Raw genomic sequence first — 21,256 nt, forward strand, 5'->3', positions numbered from 1 at the left:
GACAGTGATCGAAAAGGGTCAAAATTTTGTCAATCATACGTTGTCTTGGAAAGGAATTTAAGGAGAGAATTGGCGAACCGGCCATGAATCTGCTGTTTCCGCCAACGTGTCCCGGTTGCGGGTGTTTTGTCGACAAGAATGGCACGATATGCCCTGAATGCTGGCAAAAGCTGCATTTCATAACCAAACCCTATTGCCCGATTATGGGAACTCCATTTACTTATGACCCTGGTGACGTTTTTTTCAGTGGAGAGGCTATCCAATCACCACCCCCATTCGGGCGGGCGCGTTCGGTTGTTGCCCATTTCGGCCTTGCCCGCACTCTGGTAGCACGGCTCAAATATGGCGACCGCACCGATCTTGCCCCATCCATGGCCGAATGGATGGTGACGGCAGGAAAAGAACTTATTGACAGTGCCGATATGATTGTACCGGTTCCGCTCCATTACCGGCGATTTTTAAAACGGAAATATAATCAGGCAACCGAGCTTTCCCGACACATCGCCAACAGAACCGGAAAACCTTTGGAACCTCTGGTTCTTATGCGCAGGAAAAACACCCGTCAACAGGTTGGCCTCGTTAAAAAAGCCCGTCAACGCAACATGATCGGTGCATTTCGTGTTCCCGAAAAACAAAAGGAAAAAATAAGAGACAAACATATTCTGCTTATTGATGATGTCTTTACGACGGGTGCTACCCTCCGCTCGGCAACAAAAGCTTTGTTGCGAGGCGGAGCGGAAAGTGTCGATGTGCTCACCTTTTCGCGGGTCATACCCGATTTGTACGAAGATCTCGCCTCTTGAGGAAAAAATGAAAGGCACTTATATAGCGGGAATGGAGAGAAAAATGCCGCATGTAACAATTTACACACGTCCGGGTTGCCCTTATTGCGAAAGTGCTATGGAATTGTTTAATTCCAAAGGCGTTCCGTTTGAAGAAATCGACGCCTCCGGACAAAAGCGGCCGGAAATGGTAAAACGTGCAAACGGACGCAATACATTTCCGCAAATATTTATCGGTGACAAACATATCGGCGGCTGTGATGATCTTTACGAGCTTGATGAAAAAGGCGAGCTTGATACACTTCTTTTTGGCAAAAAATAATGATCCGTTTTTCGCTTCATTGTGATAAGGCGCATGAATTTGACGGCTGGTTCCGCAATAATGATGATTTTTCAAATCAGAAAAATTCCGGACTTATCCGCTGTCCTGTTTGCGATTCAACAAATATTGAAAAAACATTGATGGCTCCGGCTATTTCCACATCTAAAAAACACGAACAGGTGGGAATGGGATTAGACCCGGAGCAAAAAAGAATGATTGAGGAAATGCGCAAACTTACAAGACAGGTGCGCAAAAATGCCGAATATGTGGGCGACCGTTTTGCCGAAGAAGCAAGGCGGATTCATTTCAAAGAAGTCAAACAACGCCCCATTTATGGCGAGGCGACAGGGGAAGATGTTTCTTCACTTGTCGAGGACGGGATTCCTGTTATGCCGCTTGCAACCTTGCCGGAAGATGAAAACTGACCTTCCGGCATAACAATTCCGACTTTTTGGACAAAATTCGGCTCGTTATTTCAAGCGGCGGGCAAGCAACATATAATTGACATCCATATCCTTTGACCGGTTCCAGCTATCTTTGAAAGGATTATAGGTGATTCCCAATTTGTCTATCACTGTGAGGCCTGCGCCATTGAGCTTTTCGGTTATTTCTTCAGGCGTTAAAAACTTGTTATAATCGTGCGTTCCTTTCGGTAACCACCGCAAAATATATTCCGCACCAATAATTGCCAAACCCCAACACTTCAAAGTACGGTTCAGTGTGGCAACAAACATCAATCCCTGGGGTTTTACCATTCTGGCACTTTCGGACATGAAGAGATCGACATCCGAAACATGTTCGACCACTTCCATGTTCAGGACAACGTCGAATTTTTCGCCAGCTTTTGCCAAATCTTCGGCCGTTGTTGCACGGTAATCAATATTCAATCCGGATTGAGTCGCGTGAATTTTCGCCACTTCGATATTGGTTGTTGATGCATCGGCCCCCACCACTTCAGCACCAAGACGCGCCATCGGCTCGCAAAGAAGTCCACCACCGCAACCGATGTCAAGAAACCTTATTCCTTTGAAAGGTTGGGCCCCCTTCGGATCGCGGTCAAAAGCCTCGCAAACTTTTTCCTTGATATAGGAAAGTCGTGCAGGATTGAATTTGTGGAGAGGGCGAAATTTTCCTTGCGGGTTCCACCATTCTGCGGCAATGCGCGAAAAATGGTCTACTTCGGCCTGATCTATCGTGGTACGCGGGGCTTCTGCCATGGGGCTCTCCTAAAATATTACGTTTATGAGTTCTGTCTTAAATGGGGCAAAGTCAAGAGACAAACAAGTAAATATGTCAGTCTTGCTTAAATTCTCAATATTGGCTATGTCAGCATAGCCACGATGCCTTCAAGGCCCGGCTTTGGAACAATTTTAAATATTAGAGGCAAGAGTTGTTTAAATGGCGCGCATAGTAATGAAATTCGGTGGGACTTCTGTCGCCAATATCGAGCGCATCAAAAATGTTGCGCGCCATGTCAAACGCGAGGTCGATGCCGGAAACGAGGTTGCCGTTGTGGTTTCTGCAATGGCCGGTAAAACCAACGAGCTTGTCGGCTGGACACGTGAAGCTTCTCCCATGCACGACGCGCGCGAATATGATGTGGTTGTCGCATCCGGAGAACAGGTAACAGCAGGTCTTCTGGCAATCGTTTTGCAATCCATGGGAATCAATGCGCGTTCATGGCTCGGCTGGCAAATTCCTATCGAGACCGATAATGCCCACGGTGCTGCGCGCATTACAAAAATTGACGGTTCACAATTGATCCAGCGTTTCAAAGAAGGGCAAGTTGCTGTTATCGCCGGTTTTCAGGGAATTGGACCGGATAAACGCATCACAACGCTCGGCCGTGGCGGATCCGATACAAGTGCTGTTGCCGTTGCAGCAGCCGTCAAAGCCGACCGCTGCGATATCTACACCGATGTTGATGGTGTCTATACCACCGATCCGCGCATTGACCCGAAGGCGCGCCGTCTGCCAAAAGTAGCATTTGAAGAAATGCTGGAGATGGCCTCTCTTGGTGCTAAAGTTTTGCAAGTGCGCTCGGTCGAACTTGCAATGGTTCACAAAGTGCGCACATTCGTGCGTTCAAGTTTCGAGGATCCTGATGCTCCGGGCATGGGTGACCCTATCAATCCACCCGGAACACTTATTTGCGACGAGGATGAAATCGTGGAACAACAGGTTGTCACAGGCATTGCATTTGCCAAAGAAGAGGCACAAATTTCGCTACGCCGTTTGGCTGATCGCCCCGGAATTTCCGCAGCTATATTCGGGCCTTTGGCAGAGGAACATGTCAATGTCGACATGATTGTACAAAATATATCGGAAGATGGCTCCAAAACCGATATGACCTTTACTGTACCGGCAACCGATATTGATAAAGCCGTAGCAACCCTTGAGGCCAACAAAAAAGAAATCGGCTTTGATGTTATCCAGTCTGAAACAGATTTGGCAAAGGTTTCGATTATCGGTATCGGAATGCGCAGCCATGCCGGTGTAGCGGCTACCGCTTTCAAAGCATTGGCCGAAAAAGGCATCAATATTCGTGCAATTACGACTTCCGAAATCAAAATTTCAATTTTGATTGATAATGCCTATACCGAACTGGCAGTAAGAACATTACATACTGTTTATGGATTGGATAAAGGTTGAAGGTTAAGTTCTGGACTTTATCCTTCTAAAGAAATAATGCGGGTTGACCTTTGAAAGCATGAGCATAAGACTTAACTATCATAATGGGAGATATGATAAATCATGCGGGAGACCCATGTAGGCCCCAAAGTTATCCTGAAGCGACTACGCGAGTTCATGGCACGCGCCATGGACTCACAAGAACGACTTGACCTCATCGTCCGCGAAATCGCTCGCAATATGGACGCCGAGGTTTGTTCGTTCTATGTTTTGCGTTCCGACAATATGTTGGAACTCTATGCCACAGAAGGTCTTAATCCTGGCGCTGTTCACCTTTCGGAATTGCGTTTGGGGCAAGGTTTGGTGGGAACCATTGCAGCCACTGCCCGTCCGCTCAATCTGACAGATGCAAGAAAACATCCGGCTTTCGCCTATCTTCCTGAAACGGGCGAAGAAATCTATTCATCATTTCTCGGTGTTCCTATCCTGCGCGCAGGTCGCACATTAGGTGTTCTTGTTGTGCAAAATCGCAACAAACGCGGCTATAGCGATGAAGAAGTGGAAGCACTTGAAACTGTTGCTATGGTGCTCGCAGAAATGATTGCTGCGGGCGACTTGCCGCGGCTCACCCGCCCCAATGTCGATGTGGATATGCGCCGTGCGTTCACACTTGTCGGCCAGTCGCTCAATGAAGGTATCGGCCTTGGGCATATTGTTCTTCACGAACCGCGTCTGGTCGTTACCAATCTATTCAACGAAAATAGCAGTGCCGAAACAGAAAAGCTTACCAAAGCAATCAATTCGTTGCGTCTTTCAATTGATGATATGCTTTCGAGAAGTGATGTCGCCAGCGAAGGCGAACATCGTGAAATCCTTGAAACTTATCGTATGTTTGCCAATGATCGTGGCTGGATAAGGCGCCTTGAAGAAGCGATCAAAAACGGCTTGACTGCCGAAGCGGCCGTTGAAAAAGTCCAGAGTGACACGCGTGCACGCATGGCACACCTGACTGATCCCTATTTGCGTGAACGGCTATCGGATTTCGATGATCTGGCAAACCGCCTGCTCTACCAATTGATGGGGCGAACCCGCGAAACAATCAATGCCGATTTGCCGACGGATTCAATTATTGTTGCCCGTTCGATGGGGGCGGCCGAATTGCTTGATTATCCACGCGAGCGCATTCGTGGTCTGGTTTTGGAAGATGGCGCAACAACAAGCCATGTTGCTATTGTTGCGCGTGCCATGTCGATACCGGTTGTTGGACAGGTTAAAGGGGTCGTGTCTCTATCGGAAAATGGTGACCCTGTCATAATCGACGGCGATGATGGCAAAGTTTACCTGCGCCCTGTGGCCGATGTTGAAAGCGCTTTTGTCGAAAAAGCCCGTTTTCGTGCACGTAAACAAAAAATCTATCGTAATTTGCGCGATGTACCGGCCGATACCAAAGATGGCCGGCATATTACTCTTTTAATCAATGCCGGTTTGCTTGTCGATTTGCCACAGCTTGATGAATCGGGCGCTGAAGGCATCGGTTTATTCCGCACGGAATTGCAATTCATGATTGCTTCGACATTTCCCCGTGCTCATGAACAGGAAAAACTGTACCGCAAGGTCTATCAGGAAATTGGTGAAAAGCCTGTCACCTTCCGGACTCTGGATATTGGCGGTGATAAGGTTTTGCCCTATTTCCGCAGTAAAGGGAAAGAAGAAAATCCGGCTCTCGGTTGGCGTGCAATCCGCCTGACACTCGACAAACCGGCACTGATGAGAACACAATTGCGCGCTTTGCTCAAAGCTTCCGGCGGGCGGGAATTACGTGTGATGCTGCCCATGGTAACCGAGGTCGGTGAAATCTATCACACACGAAAATTGATCGACCGCGAAGTGAAATATCTTACCCGTTTTGGTCATAAAATGCCGACAAAGTTGAAACTGGGAGCAATGGTGGAAGTTCCGGCTCTCCTGTTCCAGCTTGACGAACTCATGCATGTTGTCGACTTTGTATCGGTCGGCTCCAATGATCTCTTCCAATTCATGATGGCAATCGACCGTGGAAATTCGGAAATTGCCCACCGTTTCGACCAGCTTTCTGCCCCGTTCCTGCGTGCTTTACGCAAGATAATCGAAGCGGGAGAACGCAATAACACACCGGTAACATTATGCGGCGAAATGGCTGGTAAGCCATTGCTTGCCTTGGCACTTTTAGGACTTGGTTTCAGCCGCATTTCAATGACACCATCGGCAATAGGACCTATCAAAGCCATGTTGCTGAGGCTTGATATTGGCGACTTACAAAATGCGCTCCTTGCCGAGCTTGACAAGACCACAACATCGACGTTGCGTCCATGGCTCATAAAATACGCAGAAGCAAACAATATCGCATTATAATATTTGCAACCTTAAGAACGTTGATTGAAACCACTCTTTTCGTTTTCTTTCCGTTTCATCGAAAAATAATAGAAAACATATTTGTCCTGCCATGTGGCGGGATCAACAAACCGGAATTGAAAGGGCGATTGTCGAACTCGTGCCCCCAACCCGTTCGTAAATCACTCACTGAACGGGTTGGAACATTTGTTCAAAATCGGTCAGTATGAACTTTCCAGCATGTTGTTATAGTCTTCCGCCGTTGCCGTTTTCGGATTGGTTGGATGACAGGAATCTTTCAACGCGCCTTTGATAACAGCGGGAAAAAGACTGCGTTCGACACCAAGACTGGAAAGATTGTCCGGCAAACCGAGGTCTTCACGCAACTCGACGATTGCATCTTCAACCATTTTACCTGAAGAAATTCCCATAGCCTCGGCCAGACGATCGAACTTGTTTTCCTCTTTGACACTTTCCGCAGACCGGTTGAAGGTGAGAACCGCTGGAAGGAAAATCGCATTGAGTGTTCCATGATGTAGTTTGGGATTAAGCCCACCCAAGGAATGACTCAAACTATGGACACAGCCCAGGCCTTTTTGAAACGTCATTGCCCCCATAGTCGAAGCAATCAACATATTGAGTCTTGCCTCTCTGTTTTCCGGCTCTCTGGTTGCAATCCTGATATTCTTCCATGCTCTTCTTAATCCTTCCAAAGCAATTCCGTCTGCGGGAGGGTTAAACGCGGAGGCCAGAAATGTTTCTATGCAATGTGAAATCGCATCCATCCCTGTCGCTGCGGTAAGGCGGGCTGGCAGACTTAACGTCAGTTCGGGATCACAAATAGCCGCTTTTGGAATGATAAAGGGAGATACCAAGGCAGTTTTGCTGCCATCATCAAGAATGATAACCGCGCCGCGCCCCACCTCGCTTCCGGTCCCAGCTGTTGTAGGAATGGCAATGAGCGGGTAATTCTTGGATGTAATCGTTGCACTGCCACCACGAAGCGGTGAAAAATCCTTCAGAGGACGTGAATGGGATGCAAGAATTGCAACACCTTTGGCCAAATCTATCGCAGATCCACCACCAACAGCAATTATCCCGTCGGCATTGATTTTTTTAAACAGTTGCTCGGCGTCACGGACTGCCGCTTCAGTCGGATTGCCCGGTGTTTCGTCATAAATAGCAGCAAATTTTTTGCCGATAATCTTTTCTATCTTGTCGATGATACCAAGTTGCCTCACTCCCTTATCCGTCACAAGCAAAGGATTTTTTATTCCGGCAAGTGCCATTTCCTCGTTCAAAGTTTCAAGTGAACCATAACCGAACTGTATTCTTGTCAAATAGTTAATCAATGCCATTTTATCCTCCCTGACATTGGTTATCGGAAATAAAATTAAAAATATATCGCCTTGATGTTGGTGTCTTCCTCCTTACAAAGTTATATAAATATTCATTATATTATTATCACTTTGAATATCTAATCACTTGTTTTTGTATTTTTCGCCTCTAACGCAAACATATAAAAATATATCTCTCACAATTGTTCTACTGTGAAACTTTTTCCAAAGATTTTGCCTGCTCCGTAAGGCCGCAAGGTTTCAATACATTATGACTGATAGAACCGACCCCGAAGCGCATTTTCAAAGAACAAACCTGTTGAAAACGGGAATATTCCCACCTCGGCCGGCGCACAAAGGCCGGTTTCACCCCAAATCCGGATCAAATCAGAGATTACATTGGAAAGCCGGTTTGCCTTATTCTGTAAAGGTGAGAAGAGTGAAGACAATGGAGCAGCGTTCCACTCCTGCTGTCCTGCCGGAGAGACAGGAACCCGTTGCCGAACAGGAGCTGTGTTCCTGACCGGTTCCCGCAGACATTTTTTGAAAGAAACCTCAAGGCCCGCATTGTCCCTCCAAGAGGCAAACCAACCGGAGTTTCTTTTATAGACAAACTTGCCCGCACTGCCAAGACAATCGCAAAGCCGCTTGCAAAGCCGGAATATCCGGCAAAAATCGAGGATTAGACAAAGTCAAGAATTGAAAACACATGACTATAGGCTATAGCCGATGCAGATATAGATCTTTCTCTGCTATCTGCATCATCTCTATCGGCAATTTTTATCCTGATTAATGAGCCTTTATTCCGGTATTTTTACCTGTCTTCTTCATGAAAAGATAGATGACAGACATCAGCACAACCCAGATAATACCAACAATCAAAGCGGCTGCTGTATCCTCGAAGAAACCCAACAATACGATGATGAAAACCATAAAAAGGATTGCAACAATCGAACCGACCGGCCAGAACGGAATTTGATAACGTAAGCGTTTTTGTTCGGCTTTCGGAAGTCTCAACCGCATACAAACCTGCGAGAGCAAAATCATCAGCCAGACAAAAACGGTTGCAAATGTTGCCATGGCAGCGATCAGGAAAAACAGTTTGTCATGGATAAAATAATTGAGCACCACTCCCACGACCAGCACACAGAACATCGCCAGAACCGACAAAACCGGAATTCCCTTTTTGGAAACAAAATTCAATTTTTTGGGGGCGTGTCCATCTTCTGCAAGGCCGTGCAACATACGGCCTGCACCGTATAAATCACTGTTAATTGCCGAGATTGCAGCGGTAATGACAACAATGTTGAGAATGTTGGCCGCATATTTAATGCCGAGGCTTTCAAAGATTGTCACAAACGGGCTGCCTTCAAGACCGATTTTATTCCATGGATAAAGTGACATCAAAATCGCAAGAGTTGCGACATAGAAAAACAAAATACGGAACGGAATAGCATTGATTGCTTTCGGGATATTGCGGTCGGCATCTTTGACTTCAACAGCCATAAGGCCGATAATTTCAATGCCGCCAAACGCAAAAACCACAACACTGAAAGAAGCGATAAAACCTTCCCACCCATTCGGCATAAAGCCGCCATTGCTCCAGAGATTGTGAATGCCGGTAGCGTGATGGGTGGCAGTTCCAAAGCCGAACAACATAATACCGAAGCCGGCAATAATCATTGCTATAATGGCGGCAATTTTTACGACCGAAAGCCAGAATTCCATTTCGCCATAGATTTTTACAGCCGTCAAATTCAGACCCGTTATGACAAGCGTAATTCCAAGCGTCCACAACCAGGGGGAAACTTCAGGAAACCAGAACCCCATATAAGTTGCAAAAGCGGTAATATCGGCAAGACAAACCAGCACCATTTCAAAAACATAAGTCCAACCGGTCAAAAAACCGGAAAACGGGCTCATATAATTCGAGGCATAGCGGCCAAACGAACCGGGAAGCGGATTATGGAGAACCATTTCTCCGAGCGCGCGCATAACCATAAATGCCATGACGCCGGAAATGCAATAAGCCAGTAAAACACTGGGACCGGCAACTTTGATAGCTCCGGCCGACCCATAAAATAATCCCGTTCCAATAGCTGAACCGAGGGCTATAAAAAAAACATGCCGCTTGTTCAGGCCCTGTTTTAACGAGCTGTTCTGCATTTTTTAACCTCTGCGCCGCAACAACTCCAATGTGTTAGGCAAAAGACAATGATTATTCAAGAAATAAAGAAACCGATTGTCCGATTATAACAGAATAATGATAGTGTTCTATTTTGATAACATGCGAACCCTATTATTCGGCTGTGCCGCTCTCGTGTTTTGACAGAAAAACTTCGGCTTCTCTTTTTAATATTTTTTCTCATCCGAAATCACTATTTTTCCGGAAGTTACGATAGAAATACTTGAGTTACATGGCCGGATTTACGAGTTCGAGAGACTGAACTGCCCCTCACGCGTTCCGGATAAATTAGATATTTGGCAAGCCGTCCTCGCCCGAAAAACCGGTAATAGAGATTTTTTTTGAAAATCGGACATCCGATTTTTTAGATCAACCCGAAGTTTATTTTTCTTGTTCAGGATACTGTCAGTTTTCGCACTTAGAGAGGAAATCGAAAAGGACTCTGTGAATGCGCAAAACTGGAAAACTCACTTTAACGGTTATTGGCTGTTCAATATTGTTTTGCAGCGGCTACTATATGAGCGGAGGCGGTTATCTCAACCGTTATGGCGAACAACGTATGTTGCTCGACATTACCCCTCCCCCTGCTGGAAGTGTCGAACAGAAACGCGATGAAAAAGTTTTTTTGCACACCCGTTCCTATAAAGATAGTGCCCGCTGGAAACAGGCGATAAGTGACGCACGAGCAACACCGGCCGAGCTTGTCCAGGGGTTCAGTTGTGCAACGGCTCGCCGGCTAACTTCTGAAAACATGCCGGATTTTTTCAAGCTTTTTGCAAAAATGAGTGAAGACTCCGAAAAGCTCGTAAGAAAATCCAAAAAGCTATTCGAGGTTACCCGTCCTTATGTTGCCTATGGCGGTGTTTCTTGTACAAAGCCTTCAGGATATGATTATCCGTCCGGTCATGCCATGGAAGGATGGACAGCAGCACGATTATTGGTCGAGTTTTTCCCCGAACATCGCGCTGCAATTTTTGCTCATGCCCGCAGCATAGCTGAAAGCCGCGTTATTTGCGGTGTTCATAGTGTAAGTGCCGTTGAAGTCGACGAGGATTATTCGGAAAAACTTGTTGACCGGCTGAAAAAGCTTCCGGCTTTTCAAAAAGATCTGTCGGCTGCACGAAGTGAGATGGAAAAGCTGGAAAAACTGCCTGAAACAAACAGGCAATGCGAAAAATTTCCGGCCGAATATGTCAAACCGTTTTCCATCGAAACGTCTTTATCGCAAGAATTTCGCTCCAATGTTTTGAGGTGATTTATGGTTCGCGCTGTTTTGAAATATCGCCCCGCTATCGGTAGTGTGACACTGTCAATCATCGTTGCGCTTTATATGCTGGTCGCATTTAACCGCACTTTTTGGCAACATGTGGTGCAAGCATTCAATTATGATTATGCGCCCATTATCGCAATTGGTGTTGGTGTTGCCTGTCTCTTCATCGCATTGACCGTTACATTTTCAGCCAAATATTTCATAAAACCGGTTTTTATCATTTTCATTCTTTCAGGCAGTGTCGCAAGCTGGTTTACCGATCAATTCGGAACAATTATCGACCGCGATATGATCGCCAATGCTGTAGAGACAACCACGGCAGAAGCTTCCGACCTTCTTTCACCTTTGTTTTTCTTCCACCTGTTTTTGACCGGCATATTTCCATGCTTGTTGATATTATGGGTTAAGGTAAAACATTTTCCCATTATAAAGAAAGTGCTGCTTAATCTTTCTGTTATTGTCCCCTGCTTGCTGATTGCGGTATTCTGTACCTTGATTACGTCGCGCCAACTCATCTCAACATTACGCGAACACAATGAAATTGTGCGCATTGTCAACCCGGTTCTTCCGATAGGCAATGCTGTCAAATATGTGGTTCGCAGAGAACATGCAAAAACGCGTATTTTCAAACAAGTGGGGCTTGATGCCAAGGTTGTGCCGTACGAGCCACAAAACCATCGTCCGCGCGTGATGGTTGTTGTTGCCGGTGAAACAGCACGCGCGGATAATTTTTCGCTGCAAGGTTATGATAAAGAAACAAACCCCGAATTGAAAAAACGGGATATTGTCTATTTTCCAAACACAACCTCATGCGGAACAGCCACAGCCCAGTCGCTTCCTTGTATGTTTTCGCCCTTTCCACGAAAAGAATTCACGGTTGCACGCGCAATATCAACAAATAGTCTTCCCGATATTTTGCAAAATGCCGGAGTGAATGTCGAGTGGTGGGATAATAACACGGGTAGCAAAGGTGTAGCAGATCGCGTAAAAACCGTTTCCTTCTATGGAAGGAAAGACCCTGCATATTGTATAGATGGTGAATGTCAGGACGGCATCATGCTTGAACAATTAACAGAATGGCTCGATCATATCGACCATGACAGCGTGTTGTTCATTCATCAGCTCGGCAGCCATGGCCCCGCCTATTTCGAGCGTTATCCGGAAACATTCAGGCGTTTTCGTCCCGATTGCCGGAATACTGTTTTCAGCGAATGCAAGCCCGAAGAAATTCGCAATGCTTATGACAATACCATACTCTACACGGACTATTTCCTGAGTTCGATTATCGACGCACTTGACGGGCGGAAAGGAAAATTCGATTCCGCCATGGTGTATATGTCCGATCACGGAGAGTCTTTAGGCGAGAATGGTCTTTACCTCCATGGAATGCCCTATTCCGTAGCGCCTGAAGAACAGACGCATATTCCCTTTGTTTTATGGGTATCGGCAGGCTTTGCCCGCTCGATGAAACTTGATCTCGATTGTGTAAAGAAAGACGCAGAAGCAAAACAGATGTCGCACGACAATCTTTTCCCTTCCGTCCTGACCATGATGAATGTAAAAACAACTCTTAAGGATGATCGACTTGATATTTTTAAATCTTGTCAAGCCAGTCAGATAGCCATGGAAAAATAAACAATGCGTGTATTGCTGATTGAAGACGATAAATCGCTTGGTCGTGCTGTGCGCGACCATCTGATTAACCAGAATAACGCTGTTGATTGGGCTGAAACCCTCGAAGATGCTTATGCTGCTGTTTCGACCACCCACTATGACTTTATATTGCTGGATTTGCGGCTTCCTGACGGAAGTGGTCTGGATTTTCTTAAAAATATCCGTTCAAAAAATCTGCCTTCACCGGTCGTGATACTCACGGCCCATGACCAGATTAGCGAAAGAATTGAAGGTTTGAATAGCGGTGCTGACGATTATATCGTCAAACCTTTCGACCTTTATGAATTAACGGCCAGAATAGCTGCCGTCGCACGAAGGACAAACGGTCTTGCAAAATCGGAAATAAAAATCGGTTCCATGACTTTGGACATGGAAAATAAACGGCTGTTCATTGATGATAAAGAAGTTGAATTGAGTTCGCGTGAATGGGCCATTATCGAACATATGGCATCCCATCCCAATATGCTGATTACCAAATCGCAGATTGAAGACACAATCTATGCATTCGGTTCGGAAGTTGAAAGCAATACCGTTGAAGTTTATATTAGCCGTTTACGTAAAAAAATAGGTAAAGATCGCATCAAAACCCATCATGGTCGCGGGTATAGCTTATGTTGAGCTTCAGGCATCAGGGAAATAGCCTCACACGTCGTGTTATTGTTTCGGCTACTTGTGCCAATCTGGTTTTTTGGGTTATCGCCTGTCTCATGGCTGCATTCGTCATGTATGAGGAATATGGTGAATCCTTCGATGGCACGCTACAGGTCACTGCTGAACGGCTGCTGCCGCTTGCTCTCGAAGATGTTCGCGACAATGACAATGATTCCGATCTTCTGGTTAGAACGGATAACCACTCTACACCGGCAGAATATACAACCTATCAGGTTCTGGACCGTAACGGGAAAATGGTCATGCGCTCGGAAGATGCGCCTTCCAACCCGTATGGCGTTCCATTGAAAACAGGTTTTTTCAAAACCAGAAAATGGCGTGTTTACTCGCTTGTCAGTCAGGATGGCGATTATCTCATACAAGTTGCCGACAGGCTTTCAGAGCGGCGTGAAGCCGCACGCGAGGCTATGACGGCAATGCTCATTCCCGCAGTGCTTATTATTCCGCTCAGTATGCTTGCGATCGGTTTTATTGTTCGTAACCAATTGCGCCCTATTAAAAAATTGAGCGAAACAATTGCCAAGAAAGACACCGGCAATATGCAAGCCATTCAATCGCAATCTATGCCGGACGAATTCCAGCCGATCATCGGTTCCGTCAACAGCCTGCTGGCAAAGCTCAAGGCCGCACTGGAAGCGGAGCGATCTTTCACGTCCAATAGTGCGCATGAAATAAGAACGCCTATTGCCGCGGCATTGGCACACACGCAGGTTTTTATTGAAGAAACCCCCCAACGTTATCACCCGCGAGCCAAAGAAGTTGAAAATGCTTTGCAGCGTCTACGCCGATTGAGTGAAAAACTTCTGCAACTTGCCCGCGCGGATGCCCAACTCGGTACAAGTGAAAAACCTGTTGATCTTATTCCGTTTATCGAGGCTGTTATCGAGGATTTCAATCGCGCCAATATGACAAAAGGCCGTATTGTTACCACCTATTTTGTAACAGCTCTCGAAAAACATCTTAATGGTGACGCATTCGGCGTCATCATACGCAACCTCGTAGAAAATGCACTGAACTATAGTTTGGAAGGCTCAATGGTGGATATTTCGATCAATCAGGACAAAATCATTATAGCCAATGATTGCCCGGTAGTTCCCCCGTCAAAAATAAAATTTCTGAGCCAACGTTTTTATCGCGGAGACAACCATAGGGAAGGATCGGGACTGGGACTATCCATAGTCGAGGCTTTGACAAAGACGATGCCCATAGAAATCAACTATTCATCTCCCCGTTCGGGAAGCACTCAAGGCTTTGAAGTGACAATCAAGCTGTGACTGATAGCTATAATTCCCGCTGCCGCCTAACAATATCTGGCGGGAATCTTTCCCCGAAGATAAAATCGAAAAATGACAGCCAAGAGATTATTTCAAATTGAGAGCCGTTGGAATACGCCGCTGTAAAGTGTTCTATTCTTATTCGTTCCTGTGAAAAAATCATACGATGTATGAATAATTCTTTCAGCAATTTCTTTCGTAATATATCCTGATTTTTCTCGTAATTCTTATCAATAGGTTTTCGTTTCCCCCTCTTATTCTCCTGCCCCCCGTCTTATCCTCCTTAGCCCCTTTTACACTCCCCTTCTTGTCGCTCTTTGCAGGTTCGGAAAACTGAAGCCGGTATCTTATAACGTGTCGATTTTTCTTTCGTCTGAAAAGTCTGATAAACGCGGCGCCCGGTTCAATCACAATAAAATTGTCACCAGACAATTTCATCTTTCAAGTTCAAAGGAGCAGCGCGTTTTCAATTCCATATTTTCAACTCTGTAAAATCGAAATTTAAACTTATAATTGTATAATTTTGTACAACAATAAACCAATTTGACCAACAGGTTCTACTGGGTAGTAAAGTGATGTTACACACCAATTTGTATGCCTATTGATGTTTTTCAAGTAATATGTCATAGGATTTATATCAATTCGCGCTTTGTTTCTATTTTAAACCACAGGTTGTCTAACAGGAAAATTTATATATAGCAGGTATTACTGTTTTATGTCATAATCATCGAGTAAAAATAGAATAAAAAGGAGATGGTTTTTGTTTTACCGCAAAGACCAATCCATAATTCCATGATTTTGAACGCAAAATCACAAGATTTGAGGGAGCCGACGATAATGTCGAAGTTTACCAGACCGTACAAAAAATTTTGCGATCAAGGTCTAGGATGTCGAATTTTTCTTTCCACAAAATCGGGATTAAGACGCAAACTATCCACGCTTGCTGCTTCTTCTGCCATCTTCGCAGGAAGTTTGATAAGCAATGTCTATGCTGAAAATTATTGTAATACGCAAGGCAGCTCGTCTTCAGGTACGATTGCAACAAACAATAGCTGTACGGTATCGAAAGAAAACTTCAATCCGGAATATAGCGACGATTATTGGGGGGCAGCTCTTGCTTCCGGATCAGGTGAAACGCTAACAATCAATGGTGATCTTTCGGATATCAATATCGGAAAATCCGGTATTAGTAATCTCGAAGAGCTGGGAAAATACGATCCGGACGCTAACGGGCTGACCAAATTCGATTTAGGTGAAACGAAAGCTGTTCGTGTGACCGATAGCGCCGGTCAATCTTCTACGGTCAATGTATATGACAATGATTCTTTCAAAGTTTCTGATTGGGGAAAAGAAAAAGTTCTGGTGTCGGAAGCGGTCAACGACCAGCAATATGTAAATTCAGGATTTGGAAAAGCTGAAAACGGCGGTCACATTGATGTAAAATTTGATGATTTCAAGGGAAACAACAAGTACGGTGACTCCCGAACTGTATATCTTTCTTTGAAAAACTCGAATTTGACATGGGCAGACGGTAAAGGCAGTGTCGTAGAATGGCATTCAAAGAACTCGTTTGAATCACGAGCTTATTACCTCGAGGACAATGACGTTATCAACAGGATCAATGTCCCTGAATTTCCGCACAATTTTACCGATTACAAGGGTGACGCGCGAACCATTAATTCTATCGATGATCTGAAAGCTTACAACAACGAACTGATAGATGCACTTCAAAACAAGGATTATCCCGATTTTAAAACCCAACAGGCTTATACTGATGCTTTTAGCAAAGCGATACCGAAATATATCGCAAAAAACATAAAAGGTCCGGGAAGCGATTATCCTAAAGATGATGAAATATTTACGCCTACGGGTGATACGCGCGCAATGTATGCCAGCAATGGTGGTAAGATAGTTGTCAAATCGGGCGGCCAGATCGATACCGAGTTCGACCAAGGAAAAATGGCAGGTACACTCGTCGCAGAACGCGGGGGCATTGTCGAGGTCGAGTCCGGTGCCATTGTCTCGTCACGACGAAATTCCACAATTATTCTCGGTCAAGACGGAGATGACGGCCACACTGTTGGTACCAATAACGGTGTGGTCAATTCGGGGTTCAGAGAATCCCGTATACATGACACCACAAAAGACAGTCAGGAATATACTTTCGGAACGGCTGTCGAAGCGTTTTATGGTGGAACTATCGAGAATAAAGGTATCATTAATGTAGCAGGCAATCGCGTAGCAGAAACCACCTTTGCTTATAGCAACGGGTTTTATCTGCATGGCGTCGGCACTGGAACAAACGATGGTATTATAAACATCGGCGTCAACAATAATCCCTTGAACGGTCGCTATGTCGGCGTCGCCATCGAGGGCTATCTTTCCAAATTTACAAATGGCGAAGCCGGCGTTATTTATATCGGACGGGCTGCACAATATAATACAAAAAAGCCGGAAGAGACGGATGATACAAGCAATAGTAATAATGCCCAATTTTACGGCATCATGGCATCCGGCAATGCTGAAGCTATAAATAATGGTTCGATCATCATCGGTTCAAAAATGCAAAATGCTGTAGCTATGGCTGCCGATGTTCCAATTGCTTCTACCGATAAATCTACCAATTTCAAGCTGATAAATAACGGAAGCATCATCATCAATGGTGCTGTCAAGAACGATTCAAATTTAAATAGCGCCCGTAACTTCGGTATTAGAGCGATTAATAATGGCATATATAACGAAGTTAGCAATAACGGCACTATCGAACTTAATGGATATAACGGTGTTGGCGTCTATGTTCTGGCAAAATCCGATACTGATACCAATGATGCTCTGGTCAAGCTTACCGAAAACAGTGTCATCAAAATTTCCAGCCCGAAACAGGACGGTCCATTGATACGAAATTACGGCGTCTGGGTGGAGGGCCGCCCCGACGACACACATTATGCTCGTGCCATAATTGATGGAACGATAGAACTGGAAGGCGACGGCGCGGTCGGCGTTTATGTCAAGGATGGTGGCTATGCAGAAGTCACGAGCAAAGCCAATCCGAAATTTGTAAACGGCAAACAGCAGATCGGGTTTTATGTTTACGGTGCGCAAAGTCAAATTGTAAACAGCACAAAAAAGATGAATGTGACGACGGTTGCTTCAAATCTTTTCCGCATTGACGGGGGAGCAAGCTTTTTGGGGCAAGGAGAAGAGTTAACAGCTTCCGGTGACAATAGCGTCATTCTGGAGGGGGCAGGAAGCGCTTCCGGAACTGCAAGTCGAATAATTACCAAGGACGCAAAGCTCACAGTTAGCGGAAAAGGTGCGGCTGCTGTATTAATCAATGGCGGAGCTTACGGAGAAATTAGCGATAAGGATAATAAAGAACGCCAGATTTATCTCACGGGAGATGGTGCAATCGGTGGTATTGTTGATGGTCGTTATCACCGGATTGATACGACCTATACCGAAGAAGTAGACCTGAACACCAAGTTGGTTAATTACGCCAAAATCAACACCGATTCACAAAATGTAACAGGATTCATTGCGCGCAATAGTGGTCTTCTTGTCAATCACGGCGTTATCACCATGACAAACACTAACAATGCCACCGGCATCCATGTCATTGAGGGTGGGCGGTTGGAAAATCATGGTGATATTACTGTCTCGAACGGTGTCGGACTGCATATAGAGGGCCTCATAGGCACCGATACGCGCGCAAATGTCGCAAATGCCAGCACTATAACAGTAAATGACGGAAAAGCCGGCATTTATCTGGAAAAGAATGCTTTTTTAAATGCGACCGGAAGTCAGGGCAAGATTAGAGTTTCGGGTAGCGCCCATGGCGTTTTGCTGAATTCGGATGCAAAAGGAATTGTTCTCGGCGTTGATGAAATAACTGTTGCAGCTGGCGGAAAGGGTAATGGTGTAGAAAATAACATCGTTTCAAATGACCCTGAATTCGCTGCCGAAATCGCTTTTAAACAAGCAATAATCAATGTTGAGGGCAGCGGTTCCGGTATTCGTACAGCCGTCGGTCTTGTTACGCATTATCTGGATGAGAATAATGTGTTGCAAAAGTCTAACGTCACAATCAATGTTGGTGCCGACGGTGTCGGCTATGATTTAAGAAATGCAAGCCTATCCGATCCGGTTCTTCAGTCGAACGCCATAATCGGACCGGCTTATACAATAAATGTATCGGATCAGGCGATTGGTTTGCGTACCAATACCAGCGGCGAAGTCATCAACCAGTCAACTGTTTGGTTAAAAGAAGGGGCTACCGGCACTGCCTGGCTTGCCGGTACAGCTTCCAAAGTCCAAAATGACGGCATCCTTGACTCGAAGAGTGACAAAGGTCTTTTGGTAGACCTCGCAAATAGGCCGACCGACGCTTCTTCCGGAACGACATTCATCAATACGGGGCAATTGACTGCCCAATCAGCCACTTCTGTTGCCGTACGGGGAAGTGTCCTTGGCGACACCTTCATTTTTACAAACAGCACTTCAAACATACGTGGACTTCTTAAAGCCGGCAAAGGTTCGGATAGCCTCACCTGGTCGGGTGGACGTTGGGAAGGCGGCTTCGATATGGGAGAAGGAGACAATGATAATGCAACAATTTCCGGCCTTGTCGACACAAGCAAGTTCGGCCATGCATTGGCCGGTCAAGGCAATAACAAGCAACTGACACTCCAAAACACAACCATAGCCGGTGGTTCATTCAATCAGGATGACTTAACCAAAGGCGTAAATTTTGGCACGGATTGGAATAAAATTTCTCTTACCGACGGCGCCCGCTTAACTTTGACAGATAATGTTTTTACAAATGGCGATCTTGATTTTGAAATCGGCAAGCAAAGTACATTGATTGTTGACCACACCAAGTATCGCGGTGCGGGCGGAGCGCCAACGCTCTATAGCGAGGCAGATGACACTCGAAAAGCCGGAACTTTGACACTGACAAATAACGGTCTCATTGATATGGGGAACAAAACCGGCGACGGCATCACCGACAAACTGGTCATCAAAGGCAATTACCATAGTGATAATGGCTCTATCCGGCTCAATAGCAGTCTTGGAGATGATGGAGCTCCATCCGATATGGTTATTATTGATGGAGGGACTGTTTCCGGTACGACGACCCTTTTGATCGACGATCTCTTCTTCGATAACACGAAAAGTGAAATCACAAAATATGAAGGAATAAAAGTCGTTGATGCAATAAATGGCGCAACAACTGCGGAAGACAGCTTTGTTATTGGTAGTGGCTGGGGACGTGGCTACCGGCGCAACGACGGTGTGATGGCTGTTGCCGGATCCGATACTGCCTATGCCTATATACTTGCCCGTGGTCCGCTAAAGAAAGCGCGCGATCGCGACGCCTATAACGATGCCGAATACGCATACGATTGGTATCTTAGAAGCGGACAAGATAATTCAAATAATTCCGACGACGATCACAACGATACCGGCGATAACAATGGTAACGGCGACGGCGGAAACAATAATTCCGGTGACAGCTCGCATGGCGGGGAAAGCAATCAAGGTGGTACAGACCGACCGGAACATCCACCCACACCGGCGAAACCTTATTACGGCCCGTCAGTCCCGCTTTATGAAGCATATCCACAAGTGCTATCGAGTCTCAATCGTTTGTCTACGTTGCAGCAACGAATTGGTAACCGCTTTTGGACGGATGGAACCGATAATTCGGAAAATGCTGTTCATCTCGCCGATCAAGCCTCGACGCTTATTGAACACAGCGGCTTTTGGGGCCGCATGGAAGGAAGCAGAAGCAAAGTAACTCCCTCACGCTCGCTGACCGATGAAAATTACGGTCTTGATCTCTGGCGCATGCAAAGCGGGATTGATGGTGCACTCGTCGAAAATGCCAACGGAATCCTGATTGGATCTTTGAGCGGTCATTTCGGTCGTGCGGAAGCGTCTGTCCGTTCCGATGACGGGCATGGCAAAGTCGAGGCAACCGGATATGGCATAGGGGGTGCTGCTACATGGTATGGCTTCAATGGCAGCTATGTCGATTTACAATCACAAGCCACCTGGTATGAAACCGATTTCAATTCCAAGAATTATACCCGTTCGGACACCAAAAACGAAAAAGGCTTCGGCTACGCTCTTTCGGCAGAGGCCGGTCATCGGTTAAAGTTGACAGAAACATGGGATATAACGCCGCAAATCCAACTTTCTTATTCGTCGATAGATTTTGACAGTTTTCGCGATGGCTTGAATACAAAAGTATCTCTGAGAGACGGTGACAGTCTGGAAGGCCGTGTCGGCCTCGCTTTTAGCAGAGATAATGCGTGGATATCCGATAGCGGAGACCGGCGTCGCACACTTCTATATGGCATAGGCAATCTTTACTACGAGTTTCTTGATGGAACGAAAGTAAATGTTTCCGGCACTTCTTTCCGGAATGAAAATGAAGATTTTCAAGCCGGACTTGGATTGGGTGGCAGTTATAATTGGAATAACGATAATTGGTCACTCTATGGTGAAGCAAATATACGCGGTGCTTTCAAAAATATCAGCGATAATTACAGCTTTGGCGGCACAGCAGGTTTGAGAATTAAATTCTGAGTTTGAGGAGGGATTGTTCTTCATCCATGCGATGGGGAATAATCCCTCAAGCCCGTTCCGGTTGAAAAACCGAAAACCTCAATTAGCCTGAATGCAATGACCGCGTTCATTCTTTTCTTATCCAAACACTGGACTTTTTATCTTCCGATAT

The 21,256-nt window shown here is 45.7% G+C and carries 14 protein-coding genes; 11 read left to right on the forward strand and 3 right to left on the reverse strand.

Going from position 1 to position 21,256, the window contains the following annotated elements; all coding sequences use genetic code 11:
- The first annotated feature begins 83 nt into the window (after positions 1-83).
- From H3S94_RS00880 to H3S94_RS00890, 3 genes are read left to right on the forward strand one after another with little or no spacing between them, the layout of a single operon-like run.
- Positions 84-803 (forward strand): ComF family protein, encoded by a 720-nt coding sequence (locus H3S94_RS00880; protein WP_198240028.1) that lies wholly within the window; start codon positions 84-86, stop codon positions 801-803.
- Positions 804-846: 43 nt separating this feature from the next.
- Positions 847-1,104: a glutaredoxin 3 gene (gene grxC / locus H3S94_RS00885; protein ID WP_198240458.1), complete on the forward strand. Its 258-nt coding sequence runs from the start codon at positions 847-849 to the stop codon at positions 1,102-1,104.
- A complete protein-coding gene (locus H3S94_RS00890) occupies positions 1,104-1,529 on the forward strand; it encodes a DUF1178 family protein (RefSeq protein WP_077991269.1) in 426 nt (141 codons plus the stop codon). The genes grxC and H3S94_RS00890 overlap by 1 nt, the downstream gene beginning before the upstream one ends.
- 45 nt (positions 1,530-1,574) lie before the next feature.
- On the opposite strand, the gene ubiG is transcribed toward H3S94_RS00890, so the two are convergent.
- The gene (gene ubiG / locus H3S94_RS00895) at positions 1,575-2,321 is read right to left on the reverse strand and encodes a bifunctional 2-polyprenyl-6-hydroxyphenol methylase/3-demethylubiquinol 3-O-methyltransferase UbiG (RefSeq protein WP_077991267.1); all 747 of its coding nucleotides are present in this window, start codon (positions 2,319-2,321) and stop codon (positions 1,575-1,577) included.
- 181 nt (positions 2,322-2,502) lie between these two features.
- On the opposite strand from ubiG, the gene H3S94_RS00900 reads away from it, so the two are divergent.
- On the forward strand, positions 2,503-3,756 hold the full coding sequence (locus H3S94_RS00900) for an aspartate kinase (RefSeq protein ID WP_077991265.1): 1,254 nt from the start codon (positions 2,503-2,505) through the stop codon (positions 3,754-3,756).
- Positions 3,757-3,858: 102 nt separating this feature from the next.
- On the forward strand, positions 3,859-6,126 hold the full coding sequence (gene ptsP / locus H3S94_RS00905) for a phosphoenolpyruvate--protein phosphotransferase (RefSeq protein ID WP_077991262.1): 2,268 nt from the start codon (positions 3,859-3,861) through the stop codon (positions 6,124-6,126).
- 200 nt (positions 6,127-6,326) lie between these two features.
- On the opposite strand, the gene H3S94_RS00910 is transcribed toward ptsP, so the two are convergent.
- On the reverse strand, positions 6,327-7,463 hold the full coding sequence (locus H3S94_RS00910) for an iron-containing alcohol dehydrogenase (RefSeq protein ID WP_198240029.1): 1,137 nt from the start codon (positions 7,461-7,463) through the stop codon (positions 6,327-6,329).
- 476 nt (positions 7,464-7,939) lie between these two features.
- Between H3S94_RS00910 and H3S94_RS00915 the strand changes: the two genes are divergently transcribed.
- On the forward strand, positions 7,940-8,128 hold the full coding sequence (locus tag H3S94_RS00915) for a hypothetical protein (RefSeq protein ID WP_198240030.1): 189 nt from the start codon (positions 7,940-7,942) through the stop codon (positions 8,126-8,128).
- Between the two features lie 103 nt (positions 8,129-8,231).
- Here the strand turns inward: H3S94_RS00915 and H3S94_RS00920 are convergent, their stop codons facing one another.
- Positions 8,232-9,608 carry an amino acid permease gene (locus tag H3S94_RS00920; protein ID WP_198240031.1) on the reverse strand — a complete coding sequence of 459 codons (1,377 nt, stop codon included), beginning with the start codon at positions 9,606-9,608 and terminating at the stop codon, positions 8,232-8,234.
- 467 nt (positions 9,609-10,075) lie between these two features.
- On the opposite strand from H3S94_RS00920, the gene H3S94_RS00925 reads away from it, so the two are divergent.
- The 5 genes from H3S94_RS00925 to H3S94_RS00945 all read left to right on the forward strand — a co-directional run bounded on the left by H3S94_RS00925 (position 10,076) and on the right by H3S94_RS00945 (position 21,105).
- Positions 10,076-10,882 carry a phosphatase PAP2 family protein gene (locus tag H3S94_RS00925; protein ID WP_198240032.1) on the forward strand — a complete coding sequence of 269 codons (807 nt, stop codon included), beginning with the start codon at positions 10,076-10,078 and terminating at the stop codon, positions 10,880-10,882.
- A 3-nt stretch (positions 10,883-10,885) separates the two neighbouring features.
- On the forward strand, positions 10,886-12,532 hold the full coding sequence (locus H3S94_RS00930; protein WP_198240033.1) for a phosphoethanolamine transferase: 1,647 nt from the start codon (positions 10,886-10,888) through the stop codon (positions 12,530-12,532).
- A gap of 3 nt (positions 12,533-12,535) precedes the next feature.
- On the forward strand, positions 12,536-13,189 hold the full coding sequence (locus H3S94_RS00935; protein ID WP_077991240.1) for a response regulator transcription factor: 654 nt from the start codon (positions 12,536-12,538) through the stop codon (positions 13,187-13,189).
- Positions 13,183-14,514: an ATP-binding protein gene (locus tag H3S94_RS00940; RefSeq protein WP_077991239.1), complete on the forward strand. Its 1,332-nt coding sequence runs from the start codon at positions 13,183-13,185 to the stop codon at positions 14,512-14,514. The genes H3S94_RS00935 and H3S94_RS00940 overlap by 7 nt, the downstream gene beginning before the upstream one ends.
- An 837-nt stretch (positions 14,515-15,351) precedes the next feature.
- Positions 15,352-21,105: an autotransporter outer membrane beta-barrel domain-containing protein gene (locus tag H3S94_RS00945; protein WP_198240034.1), complete on the forward strand. Its 5,754-nt coding sequence runs from the start codon at positions 15,352-15,354 to the stop codon at positions 21,103-21,105.
- Positions 21,106-21,256 lie beyond the last annotated feature (151 nt).

It is taken from the genome of Bartonella sp. B10834G3 (assembly GCF_016102505.1).
Lineage (GTDB): Bacteria > Pseudomonadota > Alphaproteobacteria > Rhizobiales > Rhizobiaceae > Bartonella > Bartonella choladocola.

Coding starts and splice junctions, on each gene's coding strand:
- grxC (WP_198240458.1), top strand. CDS start 847: ATGCCGCATGTAACAATTTACACACGTCCGGGTTGCCCTTATTGCGAA.
- H3S94_RS00940 (WP_077991239.1), top strand. CDS start 13,183: ATGTTGAGCTTCAGGCATCAGGGAAATAGCCTCACACGTCGTGTTATT.
- ptsP (WP_077991262.1), top strand. CDS start 3,859: ATGCGGGAGACCCATGTAGGCCCCAAAGTTATCCTGAAGCGACTACGC.
- H3S94_RS00935 (WP_077991240.1), top strand. CDS start 12,536: ATGCGTGTATTGCTGATTGAAGACGATAAATCGCTTGGTCGTGCTGTG.
- H3S94_RS00945 (WP_198240034.1), top strand. CDS start 15,352: ATGTCGAAGTTTACCAGACCGTACAAAAAATTTTGCGATCAAGGTCTA.
- H3S94_RS00880 (WP_198240028.1), top strand. CDS start 84: ATGAATCTGCTGTTTCCGCCAACGTGTCCCGGTTGCGGGTGTTTTGTC.
- H3S94_RS00930 (WP_198240033.1), top strand. CDS start 10,886: ATGGTTCGCGCTGTTTTGAAATATCGCCCCGCTATCGGTAGTGTGACA.
- ubiG (WP_077991267.1), bottom strand. CDS start 2,321: ATGGCAGAAGCCCCGCGTACCACGATAGATCAGGCCGAAGTAGACCAT.
- H3S94_RS00910 (WP_198240029.1), bottom strand. CDS start 7,463: ATGGCATTGATTAACTATTTGACAAGAATACAGTTCGGTTATGGTTCA.
- H3S94_RS00920 (WP_198240031.1), bottom strand. CDS start 9,608: ATGCAGAACAGCTCGTTAAAACAGGGCCTGAACAAGCGGCATGTTTTT.
- H3S94_RS00925 (WP_198240032.1), top strand. CDS start 10,076: ATGCGCAAAACTGGAAAACTCACTTTAACGGTTATTGGCTGTTCAATA.
- H3S94_RS00900 (WP_077991265.1), top strand. CDS start 2,503: ATGGCGCGCATAGTAATGAAATTCGGTGGGACTTCTGTCGCCAATATC.
- H3S94_RS00890 (WP_077991269.1), top strand. CDS start 1,104: ATGATCCGTTTTTCGCTTCATTGTGATAAGGCGCATGAATTTGACGGC.